Consider the following 18,273-nt stretch of genomic DNA (forward strand, 5'->3'; position numbering starts at 1 on the left):
GGGCCGGGCCGCGAATGTGGGCGCGGGGGTAGGCGAAGGGGTGGGCGGGGATCGCGCGCGGGGCGAACGAGGTGGGCCCGAGACCCCGGAGTTGGCCAATCGGCTGCGCCCGCGTGTGTGTGCCGGCCAGGATGGTTCGGCGGTCGTGCCCTCGTCCATGGGTGCGGACCTCGCGTCGTGGGGGCGCGTGGTCCCGGTTGCACCCCGACGTGCGCCCGAACGCGACGGCCACGAGTCAGGGGGGAACGTGAACGACGCGGTAATCGTGCTGCCCGGGGTCATGGGTAGCGAATTGGTCGAGGTGTCCTCGGGACGAACCCTGTGGGGCGGGACGGATCCCGGCTGGTACGCGGAGGCCTGGAGTACGGGTGTCGGCCCGCGCGCCCTGACCGTCACCGACGAGGAACGCTCCGGCCGGGTGGGCCGAATCCGGGCCACCCGGCTGTTGCACACCCCGGCGTGGGCGCCGCTCCTGCGCGGCTTCGAGCCGTACACCGAACTGCTCCGGGCGCTGCGCCGAACCGCCGCCGACCCGGCCGCGGTGCACGAATTCCCGTACGACTGGCGGTTGTCCGTCGAGTACAACGCCGGCCGGTTGGCCATCGCGGCGTACGAACACCTGCGCCGCTGGCGGATGCACCCACGGGGCGGCCGGGACGCCCGCCTGGTATTGGTGGCCCACTCCTCGGGCGGCCTGGTCGCCCGCCACTTCACCGAACTACTCGGCGGCTCGACCGAGTTGCGCGCGTTGATCACCCTCGGCACACCGTTCGCGGGCACCGTGGAGGCGGTCCGCCTGCTCGCCGGCGAGGGCGAGGGCGAGGGCGAGGGCGATAGCACAGCCGAACACCTGCGCCGACCGGCCCGGACCATGCCCGGCCTGTACGACCTGCTCCCCGCCGACGCCTGCGTCGACGAAGGCACCTGGATCCGCCGCCCGACCGCCGCCGACCTCGCGGCGCTCGGCGCGGACGAGCGGTCGGCGGCCGACGCCTACGCCCGACACGAGCGGCGGTCCGGCGCCGGCCACCGGGACACGGTATGGCCGCTGGTGGGAGCCGCACAGCCGACCGCCCAATCCCTGGTGATCCACGACGGCGTGGCCGAACCCCGCTTCGTCACCTGCGACGTGGATCGATGCGGCCGGATCCGACGCGTGGCCGGACACGGCGACGGAATCGTCTCCGCGACGACCGTGACCCCCACCGCGCGCAAGCCGTTCGCCGTCACCCAGACCCACGGCGCCCTCCAGACCACGCCCGAGGCGATCGCCCGGGTCTGCGCGATCCTCGACCACGAGGACCCGGCCCCCGACGGTCCCGGCGACCGGCTGCCCCTGGCGCTGACCCTGCCCGAGGCGATCCCGGCCGGCACCGCCCTGGAGATCACCCTCGACGGAGTACCGACCACCGCCACGATCGATGTCCGGGTGACCGACGTGGCCACCGGCGTCGCGCTGCCTCGGGCCCTGCCGATCCGCCGCGCCGAGCGCCTGACGTTCCGCCAGATCCTGCCGGTGGTCGGCCTCTTCCGCGTCTCCGCGCACGCCCCCGGCCATTCCCCGCTGACCCAACTGGTCCCCGCCACCGACCCCGGCGCCCACTTCGACGCGGCCCACACCGACCCCCGGTAGGACCGACTAACGCCCCCGCGCCGCCGATTCGGCCGACCGGCGGGACTCGTCCGCGCCGCCCGATCCCGCCGCCACGACGGTCGGCCCGTCCGGCAGCGTGCGCAACGTCCGTACCGGCGAGCAGAAGACCGGCAGGAAGGCCACCGCCACACACCCACCACCGATCCAGATCGCGGTGTGCACCCCGGCGAACTGCCCGATCAGCGCCGCCGCCACCGCGCCGATCGCCGACGCGCCGGTGAGCAGGCAGCGGAAGGTGGCGTTCATCCGGCCCAGCAGCGGATCGGGGGTCAGCCGCTGGCGCAGGCTCACCCCGAGGACGTTGTCCATGCCCATCTTGGTGGTGGCCAGGAACCAGCCGACGCCGGCGATCGGCAACCACGGGCCACGATCGATCAGCGGGATCAGCAGCGCGGCGGGCGCCAGACACAGGCCGGCCAGACCCAGCGTGCGGCCGAAGCCCAGCCGGTTCGAGATCGGCCGGGCACCCCGCGCGCCGACCAGGATGCCCAGCCCGCCGACCGCCAGATACAGGCCCAACGCACCCGCCGGCAGGCCGAGTTCGCGGACGAACACCACCGGCAGCAGGACGTTGATCAGCTGCGAGCCGAAGTTGGTCAGCGCCGCCGTGCAGGCCAGCGCGCGCAGTTCGGACCGGCGCAGTACATGGCGCAGCCCCTCGGCGATCTCGGCCCGCAGCCGCCGGGTCGGCCCGGTCGCGGCGGCCGGCGCGCCGTCCACGCGGATCCGGGACAGGCCCAGGCCCGAGGCGAGGTAACCGACGACCGTGCAGACCAGCGCGGCGGGCGCGGCGACCAGTTGGATCAGGAAGCCGCCCGCGCTGCGCCCGGCGATATTGGCCGTGGCCATCAGGCTGACCATGGCGGCGTTGGCCGGCACCAGGGCGTCGCGGCCGACCAGGTGCGGTACGAAGCTCTGCGAGCCGACGTCGAAGAACACCGTCGCGCACCCGTTGAGCAGGACCACCGCGTACAACTGAGGCAGCGTCAGCACGTCCAGCCACCAGGCCACCGGGATCGAGCCGATCAGCGCGGCGCGGACCAGGTCGGCGATCATCATCACCCGGCGTCGGCGCAGCCGGTCCACCCACGCGCCGGCGGGCAGCCCGATCAGCAGGAAGGCGACCGTGCCGAGGGCGGCGAGCGCGCCGACCTGGCCGGGGCTCGCGTCCAGCGCGGTGACGGCGATCAGCGGGATGGCGACGTAGCCGATGTTGGTGCCCAGTTCGCTGAGCGCCGCCGCGGTGAACAGCGTGCGGAAGTCGGCGATGCGCCAGGGGGAGTGCGGTTGGCTCATCCGCGCAGCCTGCCCGGGCCGTGCCGACCGGGCCCAATGATTTAGCCTGGACTGAATGATCGAGATCGAGTTCACGCCGGAGGACGTGGCCCGTACCCGCTTCGTGGTCTCCCCGCTGTGGGAGGTGATCGTCAGCGTGCGGGTGCTCAAGGGCGCCGACGAGCTGGGCATCCATCGCGTCTGGAGCGAGCAGGTCCGGGCCCGGGTGGCCGCCGCGCGGGTCGACCTGACCCCGCTCACCGACCTGGTCCCGGTCCCGACCCGGGCCATCGCCGGCTTCCTGACCCCGCCGCCGACCACCCCGTTGACCTCGCTCGACGTCGAACTCGCCACGCTGCGCGCGACCACGCCCGAGTCGCTCACCACCAGCTCGGCGATCCCCCCGGAGCGGATGGCCGCGCTGCGCGCCGACCCCGACCGCGAACTGGGCCGGCTGGCCGAGACGATCGAGACCTACTGGGAGTTGGCCCTCGCACCGTACTGGCCGCAGATCCTCACCCTGTTGCAGGGCGACGTGTCGTTCCGGGCCCGGCGGCTGGTCGAGGGCGGCGCGCGCCACCTGTTCAACGACCTGGATCCGCAGGTCACCTGGGACGCAGGCACCCTGCACGTACAGAACCGCTTCACCGGCGGCCGGCGCACCCTGGACGGCCGGGGGCTGCTCCTGATGCCCTCGGCGTTCGTCTGGCCCCGGGTGTTCTCCTCGCTCGACGGCGGCCCGCAGCCCACGCTGCGCTACCCACCACGCGGCATCGGCACGTTGTGGGCCACGCCGACCCGCACCGCCGAGTACGACGCGCTGGCCGGGGTGCTGGGCCGCTCCCGGGCCACGCTCCTGGCCGAACTGACCGCGCCGGCGTCCACGACGGATCTGGCCCGCCGTACCGGACTGACCCCCGGCGGGGTCTCGCAACACCTGTCCGCCCTGCGCGCGGCGGGCCTGGTCGGCGCCCACCGAGCCGGCCGCACGGTCCTGTACGCCCGCACCCAGGCGGCGGAAACCCTCCTGGCGGCGGCACGTTCGGCATAGCCGCCGCTCCCCACCGGGCGGGCGGCGCGGGGTGTCTGCCGCGAGTTCGCGGCCGGCGGCAAGTCCGGGACACGTCGGCGGGTCAGGCCCGCCGGGCGCGCGCGAGCACGTACGCTCCTGCCTGCCGTCCCCATGATCCACGTGCCGAAAGCGAGCCCCACGGTGCCCACTGCCCCCTGGACCACGCCGAATCCGGCCACCCCCGGCGCCCGGGCGCTGGTGATGTCCTCCCGGTTCGAGGTGCGCTCGGCCAAGGACGTACCGAAGTTCCTCGTCAAGTCGCTGTCGGTCTGGCGCCAGGTGCGGTCCGCGCCGGGAGCCCTCGGCGCCTCGCTGATCGCGCAGCCGCTGAAGCGCACCTTCTACACGCTGTCCGCCTGGGAGAGCCGCGACGCGCTGGACACCTTCGTCCGCACCGAACCGCACCGCGGCGTCATGACGGCCCTGCGCCCGACGATGCGCACGTCGACCTTCACCTTCTGGGAGGTCCCGGTCGAGGAACTGCCGATCCGCTGGCCAAACGCTCGGGAACACCTGGCGGCGCAGGCTCGCCAGGACGCGGCGAAACGCGAGGACGGGGGCGACGCGGGCCGGTGAGCACCGCCGGCCCCGGTTCGGCGCCCGCGCGCCCTCACGTCCGCGCGGCCTGCGGCCAACTCCGCATCGCCAGCGCCGCGACCCGTTCCAGCGTCTCCCGGTCCACACCGTCCACCGCCTGGGCGGACATGCCCTGGACCACGGCCGCGTAATAGGTGGCCAGCCCGTCCGCGTCGGTGTCCGCGGGCAGTCGGCCCAACGACACGTCGGCGGCGATTCGCGCGCGCATCGCCGCCTTGGACGCCTCGCGCAGCGCCCGTAGTTCGGCCTTGACCTCCTCGGCCGCCGCCGTGCAGTTGACCGCGGCGGTGATCACCATGCAGCCGGGCGGGTGGCCGGGTTCCGTGTACGACTCGGCCAGCGCGTACAGCAGCCGCTCAATCGCCGACCGGGCGTCCGGCGCGGCGGCGATCACCTCTCCGGCCACCGCACCGTAGGTGACCCCGTATCGGTGGATCGCCTCGCCGAAGAGTTTGCGCTTGTCGCCGAAGGCCGCGTACAGGCTGGGCGGCTTGATCCCCATCGCGGCGGTCAGCCCGGCCACCGAGGTCGCCTCGTAGCCGTGCTGCCAGAACTCGAGCACCGCACGATCCAACGCGGCCTCACGATCGAAGCCGCGGGGGCGGCCGGGGGTGCTGGTACCTGGAGCGCCGGACATGCGCACCATTGTATAGCGCTCGTTATGAAACAGCCTCGGCCCGGCCGGGGCATTTCCCCGGGAGCCCGCGTGGATCCGCGGCCGGGCCCGACGACAGCGACCGCGCGAGAGCGCCTCAATCCAGCTCGTACAGGACCACATCGCCGACCCGACCCGCCTCGACGGTCAGCGTCATGTAGGTGTGATGCGGTTGTCGGCGCCGGTCGGTGGGCGAGCCCGGATTGAGCAACCGCAGCCCGGACTCGGCAACCGTGTCCCAGGGGATGTGGCTGTGCCCGAAGACCAACACGTCCACATCGGGATACCGCGCCGCGCAACGGCGTTCGCGACCCTCGGCCGGTCCCGTCTCGTGCACGACGGCGAACCGGACCCCGCCCAGCCGGGCTCGGGCCACCTCCGGCAGCCGGGCCCGCAGGTCCGGGCCGTCGTTGTTGCCGTACACGCCGATCAACCGCCGCGACCGGGCCTCGAACAGGTCCAGCGCGGCGGCGTCGACCCAGTCGCCGGCATGGATCACCACGTCGGCCGCCGCCAGTTCGGTCAGCAGCCGCTCGGGAACCGCCTTCGCGCGCCGCGGCACGTGGGTATCGGAGGTGAGGAGAACTCGCATACCGCCACCGTACGCACGCGCGCGGCGCGCGCCGACGATTCGGGCCCGGATTCGGGCCTACTCGCCTCGACTCGGCCCGACTCGGGACCAAGTACCGGCCGTCCCGCGGATGATCACGCCGAATCCGCCCCGGCGCCGACCGTCCGGGCGGGCGGCTTCACCCCGTTGGTGCGGGCGAGCGCGCTCGGCGGCTTGACCCCGTTGGTGTGGCCGGCCCCCTTCGCGAGTACCGCCGTCGGCGGCTTGACCCCGTTGGTACGACCGCCCCCGGACACACTCACCGACTCGGCCGCCGTGCCGATGTCCCCCGTCCTTGGTTCGGTACCCGCTGTTGCGCCGCATTCCCGGATCCCCCCGGCTTCCCCGTTCATGTGCCTCGCGCTCCTTGCCTGTTCTCCTCGAACCACGCGGTCGCCCGACCCCGTTGTTCCCGAGCGACCACCCCCCGGCCCGCCCGCCGGATCCCGGCGACGCGCCCTCGGTCGAACCAGTGGCGGGGAACAACACGCCACATCGCCAGATACGCAAGGAAACCCGTCTTGGTTCGGTGATCGCACGCATTTTCTGCTTCAGGTGGTCGGCGTCACCTTCGCCAACCCGGCCGGCGCGTCCGGGTTCGCCCCACGACACAGCGCGAAGGCGCGTGCCACGTTCTGCAGATGCACGGTCGTGGCGATGGCCCGGGCGGACTCCGAGCGCAGGTCACCGAGGTCCGGCGCGAGCGTGGCATGCGGAATGCCGTCGGCCACCAACCGCGCTCGCAACGCGGCCAAATCGGGCCCGGTCGGCCCGCCGAGATCGACCAGCAACACCGGAACCCGAGCGCCCAGCGCGGCGATCGGCCCGTGCAACAGGTCCGCGACCGAGATCCCCTCGGCGAACACCCCGGACGTCTCCCGGATCTTGAGCGCACCCTCCAACGCCACCGCCCCACCGAGGCCACGCCCGGCCACCACCAGCCGATCGTGCTGCGCCCAATCCGCGGCGAGCCCCTCGCAGTCGGCCGCGCCGGCCAGGACCCGGCCCACCACATCGGGGAGTTCGGCCAGATCGGCAAGATCCGCCACGGTCGCCGGCAGCGGCCCGAGCGCGAGCGCGATGCCGACCACGGCCAGCATCTGTGCGGTGACCGTCTTGGTCGCCGGGACCGCGAGCTCCGGGCCCGCCTCGGTCGCCGCGAGCACATCGGCCTCCAGCGCCAGCGCGCTGTCCGCCTCGTTGGTCACCGCCACCACCGTGGCCCCACACTCGCGCGCGGCCCGAACCGCCGTGACGATCTCGGGAGTACGCCCCGACTGGCTCAACGCGGTGACCAGGTAGCCGGAGTAGTCGGTACGCGCGCCGTACCGGGTCACCAGGCTCGGCGCGGCCAACCCCGCCGGCCGCCCGGAGGCCGGCTCGTACAGGTAGCGCCCGAACACCGCCGCGTTGTCCGAGGACCCGCGCGCGACGAATATCGACCCGACCGGCGGCGTCGCCGACGCGGCCCGAACCGCCTCGCCGAGCTCGGGCAGCCGAGCAAGCAACCGGCGCAACACATCCGGCTGTTCGGCCATCTCGGCGGCCATCACGGACCCGGGAGCGGGCAGCGCGGCAGAAACCGTGTTCATCATGTTCGTCCCATCGATCGACTCGGACCAAAACCGAACGGGCTCCGCCATGGCGCGCAACGCCACGGCTCACCCCGCCACCAACGCCCACCCCGGCCGCTCCCCCCGCGCCACATCCCACGCCAGCGCGGCGGCCCCACGCAGCGCCCCGTCGTGGACATAGCGGGCCGGCACGATCACCTCGCCCGGATCCGCCGTCCCCGGGGAATGTTTGGCCAGATGGCCGCGCAACACCTCGAGCACCCGCTCCCCGGCGGCCATCAGCCCCCCGCCCAGCACGATCCGGGCCGGGTCCAGGGTCAGATAGAGATTGAGGAGGTGCCCCGCGAGCACGTCCAGCGCATGCTCGGCCACCGCCCGCAGCCGGGGATCGACGGAGGTCAGGATCGCCGCCGCGGTCGCCGGCGGCGCGTTGCCGGCGAGCGTGTACAGGGCCTGCGTACGCGCCAGCAACGGCCCACCGCCGACCAGCGATTCCAGGTCCGGCTCGTCCGGCCGGCCCGGCACGAGCGAGTAGCCGATCTCGCCGGCCACACCCCGGGCGCCGCCCACGACCCGCCCGCCGACGGTGAGCGCGGCGGCGACGCCCGTACCGAGATTGACGAACAATCCCGGATCGGCGTCGACCAGCGCGCCCGAGCGCAGTTCGGCCAAACCGGCCGCCTTGACGTCGTTGGCCACCACCACGGGCAACGCCCCGAACGCGGCGCGGGCCAGGCCCAGTACGTCCACGTGCTCGATCCCGGGCAGGTTCGGCGACAGCTCCACGCCGGCCGCGGTCACCGTGCCGGGACACACCAGGCCCACCGCGACCACTTGGCATCGCCCGTCCCGGGTCAGCGCCGCGACCCGCTCCCGGGCCAGGCCGAGCAGCCGATCCACCGCGCGCGCCATGTCCTCCCCCGGCTCCCGGGTGGCCACCCGGCTCCCGCCCGACACGGTCCCGGCCGCATCGATGGTGGCCAGCGCGGTCTTGGTCCCGCCGATGTCCAGCGCCAGCACGGCGCGCGGATCGGAAGTGGGATCAGCCGAGGGGTCGGCGGAGTCGAACACGATCGTCACAGTCACATTCCTCGAGTCGGGCAACGAAGCCGGCAGCCGGGCCAATCCGACCCCCTCACGACGGGTCCCCCACCACCCGCGCCTCCGCGTCGTAGCGCTCGCCCCACACCACCGCGTCCGGATCGCCCCCGTGCAGCCCCGCCACCGACTGCGTGCGCCCGCGCGTGACGAACGCCTGCGGCCGGTAGCACATCACCACCGTGTCGCCCGGCCGAATGCCCAGCCGCCGCGCCTCCCGCAACACCGTGTAGTAGTGGATCGCCCCGTCCGGCGCGACATCCACCCGGGCGACCCGCGAGGTCGCCGTCCCCACGTCCCGCCCGACCAGCGCGGTCAGTTGGAACTCGCCCAACACCTTGTCCAGGTAGTGCCCGGCCGCGAACGCGTACGCGTCGTCCCCGTCCACATGCGACACCTCCGTCACATACACGATCGCCGGCTGCTCCGGCGCCGCCTCGGAGAACACGTGCAGCGGCGTCGTCCCGTGGATCGCGTTGCCCGGCTCGACATGGGTGGCCCCGGCATCGGCGGCGATCGTCAGCGACCGCGCCGACGTCGTCCCGGGCGCGTTCACCTGCCGGATGTCGAACCCGACCGCGCGCAGCCGCTCGGCCGCCTCGACCACCGTCCGCAGATTCGGCGTCGCCACCACCTCCCGCCGCTCCGGATCGGCCAGCAGGCACGGAAACGTCGTGACGCCGTGCACCACCACCCCCTCCACCGCGGCCACCTCACGTGCGGCGGTGACCACGTCGGCCGCCGGGAACCCGCCCCCGTGCCCGAAGTAGAACCGGTCCCCCGCGCCGTGCACCCGCAGCAGCACCGACACCGGCGCGCCGCCCCGGCGCACCGCGGCCGCACCGATCCGCCGCGCCGTGTCCACCGAGAACACGGTCACCACCTCGGGGTCCGCGCCGACCACGAAGTCCTCGCTGCCCCGGTGCGGTTGCACCAGGTGCCCGACGTGCCCGACCGGCAGGCCGTGCCGGGTCGCCGCCGACAGACAGGCGGTATCCACCGCGACGACCGGGCCGAGGCCGGCCGCGATCGCCGTCCGGGTGACGTCGGGGTTGCGCCCGTACTGCTTGGCCATCACATAGGTGGCCAGCCCGCGCGCCCGCGCCGCCTCGGCGATGGCCGCGGCGTTCCGGGCCACCGTGTCCAGGTCCACCACATAGGTGTTGGCGAGCAGGCGGCCTTCCTGATGGGCCGTCAGCACGGCGTCGATCAGCGGACGGTTGTGCACGAGCAGTCGATCGAGGAACATCGCGGGGCCCTCCTTGGGACGAGCAACAACGGCAAACGACAAGGACAACCGGGTCAGGTCGGCACGGCCTGCGCCCGCGCCTGGACCTGAGCCTGGGCCTGGGCCTGGGTGACTTCCGGACCGCCCTCGCCGGGATCGTCCTCGAACACCCGCCCCATCGCGGCCAACACCTCCGGCCGCGACCGATGCGCCCACACCAGGTAGCCGGCGCCGAGCAACATCCAGCCGACGATCACGTACGGCACCAGGTTGTTCGGATGATCCGGCACCGGCCACAACTGCCCGTAGATCGGCAGCAACATCAGCAACACGGTCGCGCCCGGCAGGATCCCGTGCCGCACCATCGAGAACTCGGCCCGATGTTCGCGCAGGTAGAAGCGGATCACCGCGACGCTCATCAGGATGTAGATGAGCACCATGCCGAGCCCGAGGATCGTGCCCGCGAACCCGTACACGCCCAGCGGGCCCAGATCGCCGCCGAAGCCGCTGCCCAGGACCAGCGCGAACACCAGCGAGAAGCCCAGGTAGGCGGTGATCGCCGACTGCGGCACCTGGCGATCGTTGGTCCGCCCCAGGAAGCGCGGCAGCACGCCTTCGCGACCCATCGAGAACAACACCCGCACGGCCGCGTTCGACCCGGAGATCACGTTGGCGAACTGGCTGGCGATCACGGTCAGGGCCAGCACCCACGTGACGCCCCAGTACCGATCGACCAGCGTGGTCAGCGGCGCCGCATCGCCCGCCAGTTCCGAACCGTGCCCGGAACCGAAGCCGATCGAGGTCGAGTAGGCCATCAGTACATAGAACGTGCCGATCACCGCGACCGCCGTGAACAACGCGAGCGGAATGCTGCGCTTGGCGCCGCGCGCCTCCTCGCCCAGGGTGGCCACCGACTCGAAGCCGATGAACATCAGGATGCCCCACAACATGCCGGTGCCAAGCCCGCTGAACCCGTCGATCGAATTGGCCGGATCGAACGGCGCCACCGACAGGCCCGAGTCGCCGCCGTCGCCGAGGATCACCCCGGCCAGGCCGAGCAGTACGCCGACCTCCAGGACCAGGAAGATCAACGCGGTCTTCGCCGAACTGGACACGCCGAGCGAGTTGACCCCCCACACCACGGCGGCGAACACCAGCGACAACACCTGCCAGGGCACCCGGATGTCGAACTGACCGGCCAGGAAGTCGTGGCTGTACCCGCCGAGCGCGGCGAACAACATCGGCCCGACCATGCCGTAGGTCAGCAGCAACAACCACCCGGACAGGAAGCCGCCGGACTTGCCGAAGCCGTGGCTGTTGTACGTGTAGGCGAAGCCGGCCGCCGGCAACTTGCGGGCGAACGCGGCGATCGTGTTGGCCACCAGGAGGCTGGCCACCATGGCCAGCACGATGGCGAGGGGCAGCGCGTATCCCGCGCCCGCGGCGGCGGGTGGCGTGTTGAACGCGACGCTGGTGGCGGGGCCCATGAAGGCCATACACATCGCGACGGCGCCGAACACGGACAACGTGTTCCGGCGCAGGGACCCGCCTTTCGCGGGTTGTGCGGTGGACATCGGTGGTACTCCAGGCGGTTCGGTGGGGTGGGACGGACCCCGGAGGGTGCGGGGTGGGCGGGTCGCGCGGGGGAGGGCGACTCGCGGGGGGACCGGTCGGGGCGTCCGCGCCGGGGGGTCAAGGCGTCCGGATCGTGAGGGCATCCGGGTCGTCAAGGCGTCCGGGGGGTCAGGGCATCCGGGTCGTCAAGGCGTCCGGGGGGGCAGGGCATCCGAGTGGTCAGGGCGTCCGGGGGGTCAGGGCGTCCGGGGGGTGAGCAGCGCCGCCAGGTCCAGGTCGGCGCGGACCGCCGCCGCCGCGTCCGGCGCGACGTCGAAGCGCATCCGCAGCGCGGTCAGTCCGCGCGAGAGCGCGCCCAACGCGCCTGCCAGATCGGCCAGTTCGGAGTGGACCAGGTCGGGGCAGGCGGGCAATCGTCGGCGTACGCGCTCGCGCAGCCGGGTGGTCATCGCGGTGTCGATCGAGGCGGAGACCCGGCCGCCGAGCACGACCAGTTCGGGCTCGTAGGCGATGGTCACCGCGATCAGCGCGACGCCGAGCGCACGTTCGAATCGGTCGACCACGGCCCGGGCGGCCGGCTCGGCGGCGACTGCGACGAACACATCGGCCGCGGTGGCCACATCCAGGCCGGCTTCCCGGGCGGCCCGCATCAGGCCCTCGGCACCGACCAGTTCCTCCACGGTGCGGTCGTCGGCGTCCACCGGCAGGAAGCCGAACTCGCCGACCAGGCCGGTCGGTCCGCCTCGGACATGCCGGTCCACGGCCACCCCGGCGCCGAAGCCCGCGCCGACGGTGAACATCACCGCGGTGTCCGCGGTACGGGCGGCGCCGTGCCGCAGCTCGCCCTCCAGGGCCAGGTCGGCGTCGTTGCCGAAGGCGACCGTGCCGTCCAGGGCGCGGCGCAGCCGGCGGGTGAACAGGTCGCCCTCGATCTGCGGGAGGTTGGTGGCGCCGCGCACGGCCAGACCGTCCGCCGCAACCGCGCCGGGCAGGCCTATCACGCCCGCGCGCAGCACGTCGGGCGCGGGCTCGGGTCCGGCGTCGGATCCGACGTCGGTTCCGACGTGGGGCCTCGCGTACAGCGCGCGGACCCGCTCGGCGAGCCAGTCCGCGAGGTCGTCGGCGGCCAGATGCCGGGGGGTGGGCTCCTCGCGGTAGCGCGACGCGCGGCCGAGCAGGTCGGTGGCCAGGAACCGGCACGTGGTCCCGCCGAGGTCGACGCCGACCGCGACGCCGCGCTCGGCGGCCACCTCGATCACCACGGCCTGTCGGCCGCGCCGGCCGGTCTGCAGGACGGCGCCCTCGCGGACCAGGCCCTCGTCCAGCAGCCCCTCGACCACGCGCGACACGGTGGCGGCGCTGAGCCCGGTCTGTTGGGTGAGCCCGGCGCGGCTGTGTTGCCCGCCGGCCAACAACACCGCGAGCAGGCTGGAACGGTTGGCCCATCGGGCGTCCGCCGTCTCCGCCATGTTCACCTCTCAGAGTGAAAATATTTCAGAGTGAGAGCAAATTAAGCCCGCCTCGGAGAGGTGTCAAGGGTTCGTCAAGATCAAAAGGATCCGATCGATCGGTTCTACGTGAAACCACACTTATGCGTCGCGCCCGAGTATCCGCCGCCACACCGGCACACCGGCACACCGCCACACCGCCACCGAACAGACCACGGCCCGGGTCGGCAATCGCGCCGACCCGGGCCGTACCTGCGCCTGTACCTGCGCCTGTGTCTACGTCTTGTCTACGTCTTGTCTACGCCTGTGTCTACGTCGCCTATCCGCCGGATCCCCGGCCGCTCAGCCCTGATGCCGACCGGTCTCGAGGTACGCCCGCAGATGGTCGAGCCCACGTTCGAGCACCTCGCCCACGGCCAGGTCGGCGTCCGTACCGGTCTCGCGGTGTCGGGTCAGCGCGTCCACGGGCAACGCCTCGCGGCCCTGCTTGCCGCCGAACTGCCCCGCGTCGTGCAGACGCTCCCGTTCGACCGCGGCCAGGTCGAGCGGATCCTGCCCGTCGTCGACCATCACGGTGACGATGCTGTCGATGTCGCTCGGGCCGTCCTGGACGATCACGATGCCGGTGTACGAGGTGCCGCGCACGGCCCATTCGATCCGGGTTCCGGGGCCGTCCCGGTCCAGGTCGACCTCGACCGCGACGGAGTGTTCCGCCTCGCCGGCGGTCACCACGACCGCGCTGCCGGAGGTGGCCCGGACGGCGGTCACCGGCGGGAGGTATTCAGGGAGCTTGCCGGTGTCGGACAAGAGCATGTACACCCGGTCGGTGGACGCGGCGACCTGCACGGAACGCGTGTGAAGAACCATGCGCGTACTGCTATCCGTTAGACGACGGTTCCATTCGCGATCATGACCCGGCCCGGTCGCGATGACCCGGCCCGGTCGCGCACGTCGCCCGGTTCGCGGTCCTCGTCGGTGCGTACCGATGCACCGATCGGCCATTGCACATCGGCGAGCCGCAGGTGAAGCCTGAGTCCGCCGCGGCCATCGCCACCGCCCGGCGGCGGCGAACGCGGATCGGCGGACAACGGATCAGCGGACAAGGAGTCCCCGTGCCCCACACCCCACCCGGCCACCCCCGCCCCCTCGCCGTGTTCGACCTGGACGGCACCCTCGTGCGCGGCGACTCGTTCGGCCGCTTCACCCGCGCGCTGCTGCGCCGCAGCCCGTGGCGCGCCGTGGCCGCGACGTTGTGCGTACCGGTTCTCGCACCCCTTTACGCCTTCCATCGCACCCGGCGCCACGCCTTCGCCCTCCTCCTGCGAGTGGCCACCATCGGCCTGCCCGCGCGGCGATTCGAGTCACTGGCCGCCGAGTTCGCGATCGAACGCACGAGCGAGAGATACCGGATCACCGACACGGTCGAACGTGCCCGAGCCCACCTCGCCGCCGGCCACCGGGTCGTGGTCGCCACCTCGTGCGCCGAGCCGCTCGCCGGCGCGATCTGCCGCGAACTCGGCCTGGCCCCCGTCGACGTGGTCGCCTCCCGCCTGGTCCGGGGTCGGGCCGGGATGCGACCGCTGCCGGCCTGTCGGGGTGCCCGCAAGGTCGAACGAATCCGCGCGGCCGGCATCACCGACCCGATCACCCATGCCTACACGGACAGTTCCGTCGACCTACCGCTGTTGGCCGCGGCCACCCACCGCTACGTGGTCGACCCCTCCCCCGAACGATCGGCCCGGATCCGGGCCCGCCTCGGTGCCGACTTCGTGGTCCTGCCATGACCGCCGGCATGGGCATCCGAATCACGCCGGCCGAGGTCGCCGACGTCCACGACGGCCCCGACCCAACCATGGCGATCTTCCGCCGACCCGTCCCGACCGACGGGGCCTGGTCCCGCTGACCGGCGGTCCGCCCGATCGACCCCTTACCCTGCCACCCATGGATCTCAGCGCGCGTGCCGCCGGTGCCGTCGTCGGTTCGGCGGTCGGGGACGCGCTGGGCGCGCCGTTCGAGTTCGGCCTCCCGGGTGCCTTCGCGACCCGCTTCCCCGAGGCAGCGCCCGGGAGTTCGCGGTCCGAGGAGCGTTACGCCAACGAGATGTGCGGCGGAGGCGGCTGGGATGCCGGCGAGGCCACGGACGACACGCAGATGGCGGTGCACGTGGCGTACTCGCTGCTTGAGCGCGGCGGGTTGGACCTGCCCGACATGTTCGAACGTTTCCAGCGGTGGGCCCGCTCCGAGCCCAAGGACATCGGCATCCAAACCCAGGACGTGCTCACCAACGGCATGCCATGGGACCTCGCGGCGGCCATCCACTTCCAGGTCAACCTGCGTGCCGCCGGCAACGGTTCGCTGATGCGCGCGACCACGCCCGCCGTGTACTTCGCGCCCGACGGCCGCACGGCCACCATGGCCGCCGCTCGCCGGATCGCCGCATTGACCCACGGGGACCGGGCCGCGTGGGAGGGCACCGCGATCTTCCACGAGCTGCTCCGGGTGGCGTTGGCCGGCGGCGATCCGCTTGCCGCGCTGCCGGGGACGCTCGCCGAGGTGCCCGCCGACCACCGCGACCGCTACGCCGTCGTACTGGCACCGACCTGGCAGCCGACCGACGCGACCGAGTTCAACGGCGCGGTCTGGCCCTGCCTGGGCTCGGCGGTCTGGGCACTGCGCACGACGACTTCGTACCAGGACGCCCTGCGCGCCGCGATCGACCTCGGCGGCGACACCGACACGGTGGCCGCGGTCACCGGCGCCCTGGCCGGCGCCCGCTACGGCATGGCCGCGATCCCCGCCCGCTGGACCGACCGGCTGCACGTCCCGCTGCCCGGTTCGGCCGGCGAAGTCCTGCGCCTCCCCGAACTCCTGCGCCTGGCCGACGACCTGGTGAACCGCACACCACGCCGGGCCGCGGCCTGACCGGCACGCGCTGAGCCGGTGGACGTCGGCCGGCGGCGACCCGCACAAGCAACCCCGTGGGCCGCCGGCCGGGCGTGAGTGTCGAACTCGGCTCAGTCCGGGTTCGGTCGGGTCCGGCGGGCGTAGGCGCGGGCGGCGCGCACTCGGTCGCCGCAGCGGACCGAGCACCACTGGCGGGATGCGTGGGTGCGGATCAGGAAGCGGCGGCAGGGGGTGGCGCCGCAGGGGACCAGGCGGGGGGCGTCGGGGCCGGTGAGCAGGTCGGCGGCGTCGGCGGCCAGGATCGCGATCGCGTGGTTGACGATCTGGTCGATCGGGTGTGCCTGGGCCCGGTAGGGACCGCGCGTCTCGTCCCAGTACAGGAGCGCGGCCGACGGGGCGCTGGTAAGCGCGTCGTTGATCGCGCGGACCGCCGCGGCCGGCGCCGGGAGATCATCGATCCGAGCCGAGAGCAGTGTTCGCACTTCATCACGAAGGGCCCGCACCCGCCCCGCGCACACCTCGTACAGCCGGGTATCCGGCGGCACCAACTCCCGCTCGACCAGCCACTGTTTCACCGCCTCCGGCGAACCGAGCAGGTCGAAATCGCGACCGCCGGGCACGGCGAGATCGCTGTTGGCCAGATCGAGCGCCAGGTATTGCTCCGCCCCCGGTGCGGGCGGGGGCACGGCCGGCGCGGTGTCCTTCGTACCTCTCACCTTTCTCCCTTCGTACCTCTCACCTTTCTCATGTTAAGGGTTGCCGTTCGCCGTGAGAATGGGCTAGCTTTTCTCACGGCAAACACAACGATTACCCGTGAGGTGTTGCAGTGACCGGCATCAACGCCACCAACGAGCAGATCGCCATCCGCGTCTTCGGTGGCCCCTCCGCCCTGATCGAGTACGGCGGCCTCAGCTTCCTCACCGACCCCACCTTCGACGCGCCCGGCACCTACCCGGTCGGCGTCGACCGGTTCCTCACCAAGACCGCCCCCGCCACGATCGACCCGGCCGACCTGGGCCCGATCGACGTGGTGCTGCTCTCGCACGACGAACACCCGGACAACCTCGACCACTCCGGCCGCGCGCTGCTCGCCGACGTACCGCTCGTGCTGACCACCCCCAGCGGCGCCGGCCGGCTCGGCGGCACCGCCCGCCCGCTCGCCCCGTGGACCACGGTGGACCTGCCCCGCCCCGACGGCGGCACCGTCACCGTGACCGGCACCCCCGCCCAGCACGGCCCCGAGGGCTGCGAACCGATCACCGGCGAAGTGGTCGGCTTCGTACTGACCGCCGCCGACCTGCCCACCATCTACGTCAGCGGGGACAACGCGTCGCTGGCCGTGGTCGAGGAGATCGCCGCACGCTTCGGCCCGGTCGACACCGCCGTACTCTTCGCTGGCTCGGCCCGCACCATCCTCTTCGACGGCGCGCTGCTCACCCTCGACAGCGCCCAGACCGCCGAGGCCGCCACGATCCTGGGCGCACGCCGGGTCGTCCCGGTCCACTTCGACAGCTGGGGCCACTTCACCGAGGGCCGCGACGCACTGATCGCCACCTTCACCGCCGCGGGCCTGGTCGACCGCCTCCAACTGGCCTGACCCACCACCGGTCCCCGGGAACCCACCCCTCCCGGGGACCGGTTCGGCCGACCGCATGCCACCATGGCGGGCGTGAACCCGTCCCCTGGCACCACCGACAACGCCGCCCTGGTACACGAGCGTTGGCGCGCGCGGTTGGCACCGTACGGCGACTTCATCGTGTTCGGCGACGGCTCGCTGTCGGTGATGAGCCTGATGCGCTACGCCCACCCGGACCGCCCCGACGACCTGCGCACAGAGCGCTGGCACTGGTGGGAGGTATTGCGGGCCACCGCCTGGACCCCCACCGAATGGATGGACGTGGACGGCATGTTCGCATCCTGCTCCTACGCCGGCAGCCGCGCCCTGGCCGGTGAATCCGCCAACCACGGCAGCTACGGCTGGGTCGCCCTGACCCGGGACGACGTCGAGGACACCGGGGACACCGAAGGCACCGGCGCGGACCGCCGCTCCCTGCAATGGCTCGCGGTCTCCTGCGAGTCCAACCCCTTCGCCGAGGTCACCCTGGACAACACCTCGGTGACCGCCACCAGCACACTGGGCCGGATCTGGACCTTCCCCAGGGACAACCCACAGCAGGTGGAGATCACCGAGGACCCGGACTACCCCTGGCCGGGATAACGCCGAACACCCGACCGAGGCCGGGGCCGAGGCAGAGGCCCGGGCCGGGGCCGGAGCCGGCGCTGCGGCAGATGCCGAGGCAGCGGACTCCCCTGTCCCCCGAAGGCCCCCGCACCCCCATTACCCCCTTCACCTCTGGACGCCACGCGCCCCCGCCATGGACGATGAGGCCGGACCGGGGTGAGGGGGGAGAACATGACGAACGCCCGGCTGCCCGAACCACTCGAACCACCCGCACGACCCGAACGACTCGAACGACCCGAACGACTCGAACGACTCGAACGACTCGAACGACTCGAACGACTCGAACGACTCGAACGACTCGAACGACTCAACCACGATCGACCACCCGAGCGCCCCGAGCC

General features: G+C 72.7%; 20 protein-coding genes. 7 read left to right on the top strand and 13 right to left on the bottom strand.

All coding sequences use genetic code 11. The features are described from left to right. Positions 1-247 precede the first annotated feature (247 nt). Complete coding sequence (locus ABIA38_RS32875; protein ID WP_424642551.1) at positions 248-1,633, top strand: esterase/lipase family protein; 1,386 nt, start codon at positions 248-250, stop codon at positions 1,631-1,633. A 6-nt stretch (positions 1,634-1,639) separates the two neighbouring features. On the opposite strand, the gene ABIA38_RS32880 is transcribed toward ABIA38_RS32875, so the two are convergent. Beyond that, entirely contained in the window at positions 1,640-2,950 is a 1,311-nt protein-coding gene (locus ABIA38_RS32880) for an MFS transporter (protein ID WP_424642552.1), read from the bottom strand. 55 nt (positions 2,951-3,005) lie between these two features. On the opposite strand from ABIA38_RS32880, the gene ABIA38_RS32885 reads away from it, so the two are divergent. Next, positions 3,006-3,980 (top strand): ArsR family transcriptional regulator, encoded by a 975-nt coding sequence (locus ABIA38_RS32885; protein WP_424642553.1) that lies wholly within the window; start codon positions 3,006-3,008, stop codon positions 3,978-3,980. Positions 3,981-4,142: 162 nt separating this feature from the next. Then, positions 4,143-4,577 carry a DUF3291 domain-containing protein gene (locus ABIA38_RS32890; RefSeq protein WP_424642554.1) on the top strand — a complete coding sequence of 145 codons (435 nt, stop codon included), beginning with the start codon at positions 4,143-4,145 and terminating at the stop codon, positions 4,575-4,577. A gap of 34 nt (positions 4,578-4,611) precedes the next feature. On the opposite strand, the gene ABIA38_RS32895 is transcribed toward ABIA38_RS32890, so the two are convergent. The 10 genes from ABIA38_RS32895 to ABIA38_RS32940 form a co-directional block, all read right to left on the bottom strand. Further along, positions 4,612-5,235 carry a TetR/AcrR family transcriptional regulator gene (locus ABIA38_RS32895; protein ID WP_424642555.1) on the bottom strand — a complete coding sequence of 208 codons (624 nt, stop codon included), beginning with the start codon at positions 5,233-5,235 and terminating at the stop codon, positions 4,612-4,614. Positions 5,236-5,350: 115 nt separating this feature from the next. Further along, a complete protein-coding gene (locus ABIA38_RS32900; RefSeq protein WP_424642556.1) occupies positions 5,351-5,845 on the bottom strand; it encodes a metallophosphoesterase family protein in 495 nt (164 codons plus the stop codon). Between the two features lie 113 nt (positions 5,846-5,958). Beyond that, on the bottom strand, positions 5,959-6,216 hold the full coding sequence (locus ABIA38_RS32905) for a hypothetical protein (protein ID WP_424642557.1): 258 nt from the start codon (positions 6,214-6,216) through the stop codon (positions 5,959-5,961). 198 nt (positions 6,217-6,414) lie between these two features. Next, positions 6,415-7,458: an SIS domain-containing protein gene (locus tag ABIA38_RS32910; RefSeq protein WP_424642558.1), complete on the bottom strand. Its 1,044-nt coding sequence runs from the start codon at positions 7,456-7,458 to the stop codon at positions 6,415-6,417. A 66-nt stretch (positions 7,459-7,524) separates the two neighbouring features. Continuing rightward, complete coding sequence (locus ABIA38_RS32915) at positions 7,525-8,517, bottom strand: ROK family protein (RefSeq protein WP_424642559.1); 993 nt, start codon at positions 8,515-8,517, stop codon at positions 7,525-7,527. Between the two features lie 55 nt (positions 8,518-8,572). Then, positions 8,573-9,784, bottom strand: a complete 1,212-nt coding sequence (locus ABIA38_RS32920) for an alanine racemase (protein WP_424642560.1) — start codon at positions 9,782-9,784, stop codon at positions 8,573-8,575. Between the two features lie 53 nt (positions 9,785-9,837). Continuing rightward, a complete protein-coding gene (locus ABIA38_RS32925; protein ID WP_424642561.1) occupies positions 9,838-11,337 on the bottom strand; it encodes an APC family permease in 1,500 nt (499 codons plus the stop codon). A gap of 237 nt (positions 11,338-11,574) precedes the next feature. After that, positions 11,575-12,807: an ROK family transcriptional regulator gene (locus tag ABIA38_RS32930; protein WP_424642562.1), complete on the bottom strand. Its 1,233-nt coding sequence runs from the start codon at positions 12,805-12,807 to the stop codon at positions 11,575-11,577. A gap of 321 nt (positions 12,808-13,128) precedes the next feature. Further along, on the bottom strand, positions 13,129-13,653 hold the full coding sequence (locus ABIA38_RS32935) for an SRPBCC family protein (protein WP_424642563.1): 525 nt from the start codon (positions 13,651-13,653) through the stop codon (positions 13,129-13,131). A 17-nt stretch (positions 13,654-13,670) separates the two neighbouring features. Further along, entirely contained in the window at positions 13,671-13,874 is a 204-nt protein-coding gene (locus tag ABIA38_RS32940; RefSeq protein WP_424642564.1) for a hypothetical protein, read from the bottom strand. 24 nt (positions 13,875-13,898) lie between these two features. Here ABIA38_RS32940 and ABIA38_RS32945 point away from each other — a divergent pair, with 24 nt between their 5' ends. Next, complete coding sequence (locus ABIA38_RS32945; protein WP_424642565.1) at positions 13,899-14,570, top strand: haloacid dehalogenase-like hydrolase; 672 nt, start codon at positions 13,899-13,901, stop codon at positions 14,568-14,570. A 157-nt stretch (positions 14,571-14,727) separates the two neighbouring features. Then, positions 14,728-15,708: an ADP-ribosylglycohydrolase family protein gene (locus tag ABIA38_RS32950; RefSeq protein WP_424642566.1), complete on the top strand. Its 981-nt coding sequence runs from the start codon at positions 14,728-14,730 to the stop codon at positions 15,706-15,708. Between the two features lie 92 nt (positions 15,709-15,800). Here the strand turns inward: ABIA38_RS32950 and ABIA38_RS32955 are convergent, their stop codons facing one another. Then, the gene (locus tag ABIA38_RS32955; protein WP_424642567.1) at positions 15,801-16,406 is read right to left on the bottom strand and encodes an ABATE domain-containing protein; all 606 of its coding nucleotides are present in this window, start codon (positions 16,404-16,406) and stop codon (positions 15,801-15,803) included. Positions 16,407-16,516: 110 nt separating this feature from the next. Here ABIA38_RS32955 and ABIA38_RS32960 point away from each other — a divergent pair, with 110 nt between their 5' ends. Both ABIA38_RS32960 and ABIA38_RS32965 read left to right on the top strand, forming a co-directional pair. Then, the gene (locus ABIA38_RS32960) at positions 16,517-17,287 is read left to right on the top strand and encodes an MBL fold metallo-hydrolase (protein ID WP_424642568.1); all 771 of its coding nucleotides are present in this window, start codon (positions 16,517-16,519) and stop codon (positions 17,285-17,287) included. A gap of 72 nt (positions 17,288-17,359) precedes the next feature. Beyond that, a complete protein-coding gene (locus ABIA38_RS32965; RefSeq protein WP_424642569.1) occupies positions 17,360-17,908 on the top strand; it encodes a hypothetical protein in 549 nt (182 codons plus the stop codon). A 129-nt stretch (positions 17,909-18,037) separates the two neighbouring features. On the opposite strand, the gene ABIA38_RS32970 is transcribed toward ABIA38_RS32965, so the two are convergent. Continuing rightward, positions 18,038-18,247 carry a hypothetical protein gene (locus ABIA38_RS32970; RefSeq protein WP_424642570.1) on the bottom strand — a complete coding sequence of 70 codons (210 nt, stop codon included), beginning with the start codon at positions 18,245-18,247 and terminating at the stop codon, positions 18,038-18,040. Positions 18,248-18,273 lie beyond the last annotated feature (26 nt).

The sequence above is a fragment of the Embleya sp. AB8 genome, assembly GCF_049739465.1.
Taxonomy (GTDB): domain Bacteria; phylum Actinomycetota; class Actinomycetes; order Streptomycetales; family Streptomycetaceae; genus Embleya.

Bases quoted from the DNA above. Each gene is read 5' to 3' on its own strand.
- ABIA38_RS32880 (WP_424642552.1), bottom strand. From the start codon at position 2,950: ATGAGCCAACCGCACTCCCCCTGGCGCATCGCCGACTTCCGCACGCTG.
- ABIA38_RS32885 (WP_424642553.1), top strand. From the start codon at position 3,006: ATGATCGAGATCGAGTTCACGCCGGAGGACGTGGCCCGTACCCGCTTC.
- ABIA38_RS32895 (WP_424642555.1), bottom strand. From the start codon at position 5,235: ATGTCCGGCGCTCCAGGTACCAGCACCCCCGGCCGCCCCCGCGGCTTC.
- ABIA38_RS32900 (WP_424642556.1), bottom strand. From the start codon at position 5,845: ATGCGAGTTCTCCTCACCTCCGATACCCACGTGCCGCGGCGCGCGAAG.
- ABIA38_RS32905 (WP_424642557.1), bottom strand. From the start codon at position 6,216: ATGAACGGGGAAGCCGGGGGGATCCGGGAATGCGGCGCAACAGCGGGT.
- ABIA38_RS32910 (WP_424642558.1), bottom strand. From the start codon at position 7,458: ATGATGAACACGGTTTCTGCCGCGCTGCCCGCTCCCGGGTCCGTGATG.
- ABIA38_RS32920 (WP_424642560.1), bottom strand. From the start codon at position 9,784: ATGTTCCTCGATCGACTGCTCGTGCACAACCGTCCGCTGATCGACGCC.
- ABIA38_RS32925 (WP_424642561.1), bottom strand. From the start codon at position 11,337: ATGTCCACCGCACAACCCGCGAAAGGCGGGTCCCTGCGCCGGAACACG.
- ABIA38_RS32930 (WP_424642562.1), bottom strand. From the start codon at position 12,807: ATGGCGGAGACGGCGGACGCCCGATGGGCCAACCGTTCCAGCCTGCTC.
- ABIA38_RS32935 (WP_424642563.1), bottom strand. From the start codon at position 13,653: ATGGTTCTTCACACGCGTTCCGTGCAGGTCGCCGCGTCCACCGACCGG.
- ABIA38_RS32950 (WP_424642566.1), top strand. From the start codon at position 14,728: ATGGATCTCAGCGCGCGTGCCGCCGGTGCCGTCGTCGGTTCGGCGGTC.